An 8,965-nucleotide genomic window follows, 5' to 3' on the forward strand; every position below is an offset into this window, starting at 1 on the left:
GTACAATCCGAATCCGGAAGACCTCGAGATGCTGCACGCGATCCGCGACGCGGTGCTGCACCACAAGGCCGACGTCGGCCTCGGCTTCGATGGCGACGGAGACCGCTGCGGCGTCGTCGACGACACCGGCGAGGAGATTTTTGCCGACAAGGTGGGGGTGATGCTGGCGCGCGACATGTCGGCGATCCACAAGGAGGCGCAGTTCGTCGTCGACGTCAAATCGACCGGCCTGTTCGTCACCGATCCCGTGCTGCAGCGCCAGGGCGCCAAGACGGCGTACTGGAAGACCGGCCATTCCTACATGAAGCGCCGGACCCACGAGATGGGCGCGCTCGCCGGCTTCGAGAAGTCGGGCCATTTCTTCTTCAACACGCCGTTCGGCCGCGGCTATGACGACGGCCTGGTGTCCGCAATCGCGATCTGCGACATGCTCGATCGCGCGCCCGGAAAGTCGATGGCCGACCTGAAGAACGCGCTGCCCAAGACCTGGTCGTCTCCGACCATGTCGCCGCATTGCGCGGACGAGGCCAAGTACGGCGTCGTCGATGCGGTCGTGAAGCATTTCGAGGCGCTGCAGAAGCAGGGCGCCAGGATCGGCGGCCAGGCGATCCGCGATCTCGTCACCGTCAACGGCGTCCGGGTCACGGTGGAGGACGGCAGCTGGGGTCTGGTGCGTGCCTCCTCGAACAAGCCCGAGCTGGTGGTCGTGGTCGAGAGCCCGGTCTCCGAACGGCGCATGCGCGATATGTTCGAGATGGTGGATAGCGTGTTGCGCACCCATCCCGAGGTTGGCGAATACAATCAGAAGATCTGATGCCGGTCGGGCCCCGCGTGGCGGGACCCGACGAAAGGGGCCGTCCGCGCGGATCAGGCCACCCGCAGCGAACCCAGGAAGCCGTCGACCTCGGCCTTCAGCCGTTCCGACTGCGACGATAGTCCGGCCGCGGCGTCGTGCATCTTCGAAGCCGCGGCGCCGACCTGGTCGGACGCCCTGGTGACGCTGACGATGTTGTCGTTGACCTCGCGCGTGCCGGAGGCGGCCTGCTGCAGATTGCCGGCGATCTCGCGCGTCGCCGCACCCTGCTGATCGACGGCGTTGGCGATCTGGCCGGATATCGCATCGATCTCCGCAATCGTCGCGCCGATCGCCTGGATCGCATTCACGGCCTCGCCAGTGGCGTTCTGGATGTCCTGCACCTGCGCCGAGATTTCCTCGGTGGCCTTCGCGGTCTGGTTCGCGAGCGCCTTGACTTCGCTCGCGACCACGGCGAACCCCTTGCCGTGCTCGCCGGCGCGCGCCGCTTCGATGGTCGCGTTGAGCGCCAGGAGGTTGGTCTGGCTGGCGATGTTCTGGATGAGGATGACGACCTCGCCGATTTTCTGCGTGCCGTTGGCCAGACCTTCGACCACCTTGTTGGTGCGGCGCGCCTCGTCCGCGGCCTTGGTCGCGATCTCGGCCGAGCGGGTCACCTGCTGGGCGATGCTGTTGACCGACGCCGTCAGCTCCTCGGTCGCGGCCGCCACCGTCTCGACGTTGCTCGAGGCCACGTTTGAGGCTGCTGCCGCCGCGGCGGTCTGGCGCGCGGTATCGGCGCTGCTGTTGCTCATCGAGGAGGACAGATGCCGCATCTCGCCGGCGGCCACTGCCACCGCCTCGACGATGCCCGCGACGCTGCGTTCGAAGCCGGCCGCGAGTTCGCGCCGCGCCGCATCGCGATCCTGCTTGGCGCGCCGCTCGGCTTCGCCCCGCTCGCTGTTGGCGCGCGCCTCGGCCGCCATCGCCGTCTGCGCCTCGGCGGTCTTCATCGCCGTGGTGGCGAACAGCTCCGACAATTTGTGCGCCAGCGCGATCAGGACGCCCGCCTCGATCAGCAGGATGACCGCGTGCAGGACGACGCGCCCGAGGTCGGAGCCGCCGGGATAGATCGCGGCCGGCAGCAGGAAGTTCAGCGCCAGGTGGTGCAGCGCGACCGCGACGGTCGCCGCGACGATCGGCCGGAAGTCGCAATAGGCGACGAGACAGGCCAGCGCCGCGAAGAAGTACATGTGCAGGTCGATCTGCCAGGCGTGGCCCTCGAACTGCCGGGCGAACATCGATACGCCGCTCATCAGCGCGACCGCGACGACGAGGCGCGTCGACAGGCCGTTGCCGGACAGGCGCCAGGACAGCGTCGCCGCGAGCGCCGCGAGCGCCACGAAAACGGCTGGAACGAGCCACGCCTTGCCGAGCGAAAGGCCGATCAGGACGCTGATCGGGACGTGGAGCCAGAGGATCGCGAGCAAGACCTTGCTCGTGGTCTGGCGCAGGGCTTCCAGTTCGTCGTTCACGACAGTCATTTCGAATTCCCCAAAGCTATTGGCCAAGACAGGCGGAGATCGCTTGCGCATCCATGACGAGCCAAGCCCCCGCCTCGTGCAGTTGCGCCAGTCCGTCATGGTCATCCGGGCGAACGACAAGCAGCGTGGGAAGGGCCGTAGCCCGCACGATCGCCGCTCTGGCGGAGGCCGCAGCCGCAAACACCTGCGGCGTGCTCCACCAGGGCGGAAACGCGACGGCAACGACCGTCGCACCCGGACGAACCTGTAAGGAGAGAAATGCGAGCGCGACCCAGCCGGCCACAAGCAGCACGGCGGCGTTCGACCAGGCGGCCCACCGCCTCGTCGGAATCTGCCTCATCCCCTCCATGTCGGGAAACGTAGGGAACCGAAGCTAATTCCGCGTTAATGCTTCGTTAGCGGCGGGTTGCAGATGGCGCAAGTTCGCGGAATCAGCAGGGTGCCGGCGACCGTTATCCGGCCGCGGCCGCCGGGACCGGCAGCGCGGTAACCGACTTGATCTTCTCCATCGCAAAGCGCGAGGTGACGTTCTTCAGCGGCACGGCGCTGATCAGCTTCTTGTAGAAGACGTCATAGGCCTGCATGTCCGCGACCACGACGCGCAGCATGTAGTCGACGTCGCCGGCCATCCGGTAGAACTCCATTACCTCGGGCATGGCGCTGACCGCCTCGGCGAACCTCTTCAGCCAGGCTTCGGAATGGTCGGCGCTCTCGACCGACACGAACACGGAAATCCCGAGCCCGATCTTGTTCTGGTCGACCAGCGCCACGCGCTTGAGGATCACGCCGTCGGCTTCCAGGCGCTGGATGCGCTTCCAGCAGGGGGTCGAGGACAGGCCGACCCGGTCGCCGATCTCGGCGACGGACAGCGAGGCGTCCTCCTGGAGCACCATCAGGATCTTGCGATCGATGGCGTCGAGGCGACGGCCGGATTCGGGAAATTGAACTGCTGAATCGCTCATCTGAAGAATTTTGTTCCATATTGAAGGGTTGATGCCCTCATACAAAGAAAACTCTTCCCTCACAAGTCCGTCGTCAGAACGCGCCGGCTGGGCTGGCCCCCTCGTCCTGGCGCAAAAGTCGTTCAACTTCAGCGCGTTGCGGGGCGGCGAAGGCGCCGCCGAAGCGGGTGCATTTGAGCGCCGCGGCCGCCGAGGCAAATCGTAGCGCCTGCCGCAACTCCCGCCCCTCGGTGATGGCAAGTGCAAAGGCGCCGTGAAAGACGTCACCGGCGCCCAGCGTGTCCAGGGTGTGCACGGGGAAGGCCGGGGTTTCCTCCAGTTCGCCGTGCTCGTTGAGCCAGATCGTGCCCCGAGCGCCGCGGGTGCCGGCGAGGAAAGACGGCGTCAGCCTTGCGATCCGCCTCAGGGCCTCGCCGTCATCGGTGGTGTCGGCGGTCTCCTGCAGCGGCTCGCTGGAAAACACCAGATGCGAGGAGGCCGTGAGCAGGCCCTCGCGCAGCGACATCGCGCGGTCGGCATCGACGATCACGGGAATGCCGCGCCGCCGCGCCTCGGCGCAAAGGTCCGTGCAGAATTCCGCGCAGCGGCTCTCCGTCAGGATCGCGTGGCAATCCCTGAGCAACTCGTCGGCGTCCGGCAGCTCGACCTTCCACAACCCGGGATCGCGGAAGGTGACGATGGTGCGCTCGCCGGTCGGGTCGATCATGATCGCCGAGATCGGCGTCATCAGGCTCTTCATGTGCACGAGGTGCGAGGTTTCGATGCCCTCATGCGCCATCTGATCGAAGATATAGCGGCTCGACAATTCGCCGGCATCGCCCATCGGTCCGACCAGCGCGGCTCGGCCGCCCAATCGCACGATCGCAATCGCGGCGTTGAGCGCATTGCCGCCGCAGATCTCCTCGAGATGGCTCGCATTGACCTTGGAACCGCGACCGGGAACACCCTGCACGCGAAAGGTCAGGTCGCGCACGGGAATGCCGATGCAAAGAATGCGCGGCGGAATTCTTGGCGCTGCAGCCTGGAAATTCATGCCGGTATCCGTCATGCCGGTTCCCCTGCCACACGAAACCGCGCGTGCACGTCAATCGGCGAGGACATCGCCAGTTCCCGCTATGCGCCGCTTCGGTCGTTGCCATGCACCCAGCGTCCCAAGAGGTGGTGGGCGATGGCGAATGGATGGGGACCCGCGAGGCCATCGGGATGCTTCCGCGTCAGCATCAGGCGCGCCTCGTCGCGGTCGAACCAGCGCGCATCCTCCAGTTCCACGCGGTCGACGACGACGTCCTCGTTCAATGCGCGGGCGCTGCAGCCGATCATCAGCGACGACGGATAGGGCCAGGGCTGCGTCATGTAGTACTGCACATCCGTGCAGCGGATGCCGGACTCCTCGAAGATCTCGCGGCGCACGGCATCCTCGATCGTCTCTGCGGCCTCGACGAAGCCGGCGAGGCAGGAATACATGCCGGGCGGAAACTGCTTCTGGCGGCCGAGCAGGCATCTGTCGCCCGAGGCGACCAGCATGATCACGACCGGATCGGTGCGCGGGAAATGCTCGGCCTTGCAGCTCGGGCAATCGCGCTTCCAGCCGCCTTCCTTCATCGCGCTGCGCGTGCCGCAATTGGCGCAATAGCCGTGGCGCTGATGCCAGTTCACCATCGACTTCGCCATCGCGATCGCGGAAAGCTGGTCCGGCGGCACCGCGCCCTGCATCGCCATGCCGCGCAGTTCGTTGACGGAAAAATCCTCGCGGCCGATCAGCTTCTCGGCGGCGGCCTGGGCAATGCCCATGCCGAACACCGCCGCGCCGTCGCGCAGGCCCAGGAAGATCGTACCGGGGTTGGCGCCGCATTTCAGCGCCTCGTCGATCGTCAGCAGCGCGCGCACGCCCTCGCCCTCGCGCTTCACCAGCAGCGAGTCGCGATAGACGACATAGGCGCGTGAGGACGGGCTTTGCTCGAGGGCAAAGAGCTTCTCGTCATTGCCGCGCAAGTGCGCGGCGCGATCGAGGACGCTGCTGACGAAGGCCGGCTGGCCCAGTGGAAACGCGTCGAATGCTGACATTTCTCGTTCTTTCAACCCAACCATATCTTGCGGCGAAGCGCGCTGATGAAATTCTGAACCTCTTCGGCGTCATGCGGCAACGGCGGCATCACGCCCCAGACCGGGCGCGGCCAGGCGGCGTCGCCGGTGCGGCGCGCGATGATGTGCACGTGAAGCTGCGGCACGAGGTTGCCGAGCGCGGCGACGTTCAGCTTGTCGCATTTGGTGATGTCCTTCAGCGCGCGGGACACGCGCGCAATCTCGGTCATCAATTGCGCCTGCTGGACCTCGTCGAGATCGATGATCTCGACCGCGTCGGCACGGCGCGGCACCAGCAGCAGCCAGGGATAGTGCGCGTCCTTGATGACCAGCACCTTCGACAGCGGCAGGTCGCCGATATCGATGGTGTCTTCTTTCAGACGGGAATGCAGCGACCAGGCGGGTTCGGGCATGGAGGTTTCCGGATCGCCCGATGGGCCCGGGCTTGCGCGATACGAACAATACGACACCGATTCCGTTAGGGGAAGGATCGCGAACGAAGGCTCATCTCGCCCCGCTTGCGGGGAAAGGGGAGGACGACCACCGCCGAAAGCGTGCGGCGGAATAAGGCGCGAGAGGAATCGGAGATTCACGCCCGCCGATGATGTCTGCAACCAGCGACGCCGTCGCAGGCGCCGCCGCGAGACCAACATGGCCGTGGCCGAAGGCGTGGACGACGTCGCTGCATTTGGCGGCGGCGCCGATCACCGGCAGACCATCGGGCGTCGAGGGGCGATGGCCCATCCAGCTCGCAAGCCGTGCTGCGGGAATCCGGTCGGGCAGGCCGGGATAGGTCCGGCGCAAATGATCGAGCAGGACGCGTGCGCGCGTCCAGTTGGGCGGCGCCTCGACATCGGCGAGTTCGACCTGACCGGAGGCGCGCAAGCCCGCCGTCGTCATGGTGTTTGCCATCTTGCCGTCGCTCGGCATGACTGGCGCGCGGGGCGCGGCTTCCGGATCGGCGACGACGACATGATAGCCACGCTCGCTCTCGAGGCTGATCTTGTCGCCGGCCGCAACGGCAAACGGCTTGGAGCGGATGCCGGCCGCGATCACCGCACGGTCGCAGTAGATTTTCCCGCCGTCCTCGGTCAGGACCGCGCGCAACCGGCCGGTGGCGAGATCGAAGCCGGTGGCGCGGGACCGGACGAGGCTGGCGCCCTGTGCGACCGCATGACGAACGAGCGCGGCGACATAGGCCCCGGGATCGGTGCAATGCGCGCCGGATTCGATCAGGATTCCGAGCTGATATCGCGGATGTAGGGCAGGCTCGCGCGCGTGCAACTGCTCGCAGGACAGCTCGGTCCAGCGCACGCCGTTGTCGCGCCGGAGTCGCCAGGCTAGCGCCTCGTCCTCAAAGGCCTGCCGGTCTGGATAGACGTACAACAGGCCATCCTGCCGGATCAGCTCGGACACGCCGGCCTCAACGGCGAGCCGCGCGTGACGCGCCGGCGCATCGCGCAGCAGCGGTGCGAGTGCGCGTGCGGTCGCTTCGACTCGGGAAACCGTTGCGCCAGCCAAAACGAAGCGAACGAGCCAGGGCAGGAGTTGTGGCAGCGCCGAGGCGCGGATCGTCAGCGGGCCGAGCGGATCGGCAAGATAGCCAGGCACCTTCTTCCACATGCCCGGCATCGACATCGGCACGACCGAGGCCGGGCTCAGCCAGGCGCCGTTGCCGTAGCTCGCCGCCTGCTCCCCACCGGGCTCGCCGGGCTCGATGATGGTGACGCGATGTCCGTCACGCAGCAGCTCGAGCGCGGTGGCCGCGCCGACGATCCCTGCCCCGATGACGACGACATGTAGGCTCATGGGACCGGTCACGCCTCCGCCAGCACGCGCGCATTGGCGCGCACTGAGGCCTCGCTGACACGAATGCCGAGGCCCGGACCGTCTGGCACCACGACATGTCCGGCACGATTGGCGACCTTCTCTTCCAGAACGTCCTCGGTCAGCACGTGGTGCGGCATGTAGAATTCGCAGCCGAGCGAGATGCCCGGGGTCGCGGCGATGAGCTGCGTGCCGGCGGCGAGACCGATGCCGCCTTCCCACAGCGTGCCGCCATAGCCGGGCAGGCCTGCAGTGTCGGCGATCGCCATGATGGCTTGCGCCTCGAACAGGCCGCCGGACTTCATCAGCTTGATCGAGACCGCATCGGCCGCCCGGCGGCGGGCGACGTCCATCATGTCGCGGCGGTCAAAGCAGCTTTCGTCGGCGAGAACGGGGGTTTCCAGCGCCGCCGCAAGCGCAGCCATGACGTCGAGAAATTTTCGCGGCACCGGCTGCTCGATGAAGGTCGGCGCAAACTGCTCGACATCGCGCAAGATTCCGATGGCGCCGAACGGCGCCAACGCCTGGTTGTAGTCGACGCGCAGGTCGACGGCGTCGCCGAACTCCTTGCGAATGGCTTCGAGATGGTCGAGGTCCTCGCGGTGCGGTTTGACCCCGGTCTTGACCTTGTAGATGACGTTGCCTTCGGGGACCATCTTGCGCATGCGTTCGAGGTCGGCGGCGAAATCGGGGTCGGCGATCGAGAAGGAGAGGGGAATGGTGTCGCGCACGCGGCCGCCGAGGAGGTCCGCGACCGAGAGTCCTGCCGACTTGCCGACGATGTCGAGCAGCGCCATCTCGATTGCGACTTTAGCCTCGGCCTGCCCGACCAGAGCGCGGTCGAGATCAGCCATCAGCGCGCGTACACGGCGCACCGGCTTGCCCACCACAATCGGTCGCAGATAGACGTCGAGCGCGGCGAAGGCCGCTTCCGGCGTTCCCGTGAACACCTCCCACGGCGCGGCTTCGCCCCAGCCGACGACGCCGTCGCTCGCGGTGAGCTCGATCAGCACGCGCTTGATGCTGCCCTTCACGTTGCCGACGCCCTGCAGGCGCGCCATCTTGATTGGACTCTCGATCAGGAACAGACGGAGCCGTTCGACGCTCGCCTCGCTCATGTCAGTCCTCCGTCGACGTGCCAGACCTGTCCCGTGACATAGGACGCGGCGGGAGAGGCGAGAAAGGCGATCACCGCCGCCACCTCCTCCGGCCGCCCGCGGCGGCCGAGCGGGATCAGCGCCTCGGTGCTGGCGATCTGCTCGGTCGATAGCTTGCTCTCGGCCGATCGGTCCTTGGCGATCAGGCCGGGCACGACCGCATTGACGGTGATGTCGTCTTTCGCGAGCTCGGCGGCAGTGAGCCGCACCAGCGTTTCCAGCGCCGCGCGGCTCGCCGCGGTCGCAGCGAACGGTGGGAAGCCGGGGCGGATGACATGGGCAACGAAGGAGGAGACCGCGACGATCCGCGCGTCGGTGCCGGCGCGCAGCAGGGGAAGTGCAGCCTCGACGAGGCGCGTGAAGGCGAGCGTTGATTCGTCCAACGCCTGGCGGAACTGGTCCGCAGACACGCCGATCGGACTGCCGCGGCGCGCGGAGCCGCCGACGCCAATCACGGCGTCCAGTCGTCCGAACGCGCGTTGCGCGGCTGAAACGGCCTCCGTTGCGGTTGCCGCCACGGCGAGGTCGCCGAGGCTCATGGCAATCTCGGCGCCTTTCGCGCTTGCCTCCATTGCAGTCGCGGCAAGGCCGGCCTCGTTC

General features: G+C 67.0%; 9 protein-coding genes and 1 pseudogene. 1 reads left to right on the forward strand and 9 read right to left on the reverse strand.

Going from position 1 to position 8,965, the window contains the following annotated elements; all coding sequences use genetic code 11:
* A pseudogene (locus KGM94_RS20505) lies at positions 1 to 814 on the forward strand (phosphomannomutase/phosphoglucomutase); the annotation flags it as partial.
* A 53-nt stretch (positions 815 to 867) separates the two neighbouring features.
* Here KGM94_RS20505 and KGM94_RS20510 read toward each other — a convergent pair.
* From KGM94_RS20510 to KGM94_RS20550, 9 genes are all read right to left on the reverse strand, one after another.
* Positions 868 to 2,337 carry a methyl-accepting chemotaxis protein gene (locus KGM94_RS20510; RefSeq protein WP_300263489.1) on the reverse strand — a complete coding sequence of 490 codons (1,470 nt, stop codon included), beginning with the start codon at positions 2,335 to 2,337 and terminating at the stop codon, positions 868 to 870.
* Between the two features lie 16 nt (positions 2,338 to 2,353).
* Positions 2,354 to 2,677 (reverse strand): hypothetical protein, encoded by a 324-nt coding sequence (locus KGM94_RS20515; protein ID WP_366526262.1) that lies wholly within the window; start codon positions 2,675 to 2,677, stop codon positions 2,354 to 2,356.
* Positions 2,678 to 2,789: 112 nt separating this feature from the next.
* The gene (locus tag KGM94_RS20520) at positions 2,790 to 3,299 is read right to left on the reverse strand and encodes an Lrp/AsnC family transcriptional regulator (RefSeq protein WP_300263493.1); all 510 of its coding nucleotides are present in this window, start codon (positions 3,297 to 3,299) and stop codon (positions 2,790 to 2,792) included.
* A 73-nt stretch (positions 3,300 to 3,372) separates the two neighbouring features.
* On the reverse strand, positions 3,373 to 4,347 hold the full coding sequence (locus KGM94_RS20525; RefSeq protein WP_300263495.1) for a sugar kinase: 975 nt from the start codon (positions 4,345 to 4,347) through the stop codon (positions 3,373 to 3,375).
* Between the two features lie 65 nt (positions 4,348 to 4,412).
* On the reverse strand, positions 4,413 to 5,363 hold the full coding sequence (gene nudC / locus KGM94_RS20530; protein ID WP_300263497.1) for an NAD(+) diphosphatase: 951 nt from the start codon (positions 5,361 to 5,363) through the stop codon (positions 4,413 to 4,415).
* A gap of 11 nt (positions 5,364 to 5,374) precedes the next feature.
* The gene (locus KGM94_RS20535; protein ID WP_300263499.1) at positions 5,375 to 5,794 is read right to left on the reverse strand and encodes an HIT family protein; all 420 of its coding nucleotides are present in this window, start codon (positions 5,792 to 5,794) and stop codon (positions 5,375 to 5,377) included.
* A gap of 91 nt (positions 5,795 to 5,885) precedes the next feature.
* Entirely contained in the window at positions 5,886 to 7,190 is a 1,305-nt protein-coding gene (locus KGM94_RS20540; RefSeq protein WP_300263501.1) for an FAD-binding oxidoreductase, read from the reverse strand.
* A gap of 8 nt (positions 7,191 to 7,198) precedes the next feature.
* Positions 7,199 to 8,326, reverse strand: coding sequence for a muconate cycloisomerase family protein (locus KGM94_RS20545; protein ID WP_300263504.1), 1,128 nt, complete (start codon positions 8,324 to 8,326; stop codon positions 7,199 to 7,201).
* Positions 8,323 to 8,965 (reverse strand): SDR family oxidoreductase (locus KGM94_RS20550; protein WP_300263506.1); only part of this gene is annotated, 643 nt, incomplete at its 5' end. The genes KGM94_RS20550 and KGM94_RS20545, both read right to left, overlap by 4 nt.

The sequence above is a fragment of the Bradyrhizobium sp. genome (genome assembly GCF_028868675.1).
Lineage (GTDB): Bacteria > Pseudomonadota > Alphaproteobacteria > Rhizobiales > Xanthobacteraceae > Bradyrhizobium.

Coding starts and splice junctions, on each gene's coding strand:
- nudC (WP_300263497.1), bottom strand. CDS start 5,363: ATGTCAGCATTCGACGCGTTTCCACTGGGCCAGCCGGCCTTCGTCAGC.
- KGM94_RS20515 (WP_366526262.1), bottom strand. CDS start 2,677: ATGAGGCAGATTCCGACGAGGCGGTGGGCCGCCTGGTCGAACGCCGCC.
- KGM94_RS20520 (WP_300263493.1), bottom strand. CDS start 3,299: ATGAGCGATTCAGCAGTTCAATTTCCCGAATCCGGCCGTCGCCTCGAC.
- KGM94_RS20510 (WP_300263489.1), bottom strand. CDS start 2,337: ATGACTGTCGTGAACGACGAACTGGAAGCCCTGCGCCAGACCACGAGC.
- KGM94_RS20540 (WP_300263501.1), bottom strand. CDS start 7,190: ATGAGCCTACATGTCGTCGTCATCGGGGCAGGGATCGTCGGCGCGGCC.
- KGM94_RS20535 (WP_300263499.1), bottom strand. CDS start 5,794: ATGCCCGAACCCGCCTGGTCGCTGCATTCCCGTCTGAAAGAAGACACC.
- KGM94_RS20545 (WP_300263504.1), bottom strand. CDS start 8,326: ATGAGCGAGGCGAGCGTCGAACGGCTCCGTCTGTTCCTGATCGAGAGT.
- KGM94_RS20525 (WP_300263495.1), bottom strand. CDS start 4,347: ATGACGGATACCGGCATGAATTTCCAGGCTGCAGCGCCAAGAATTCCG.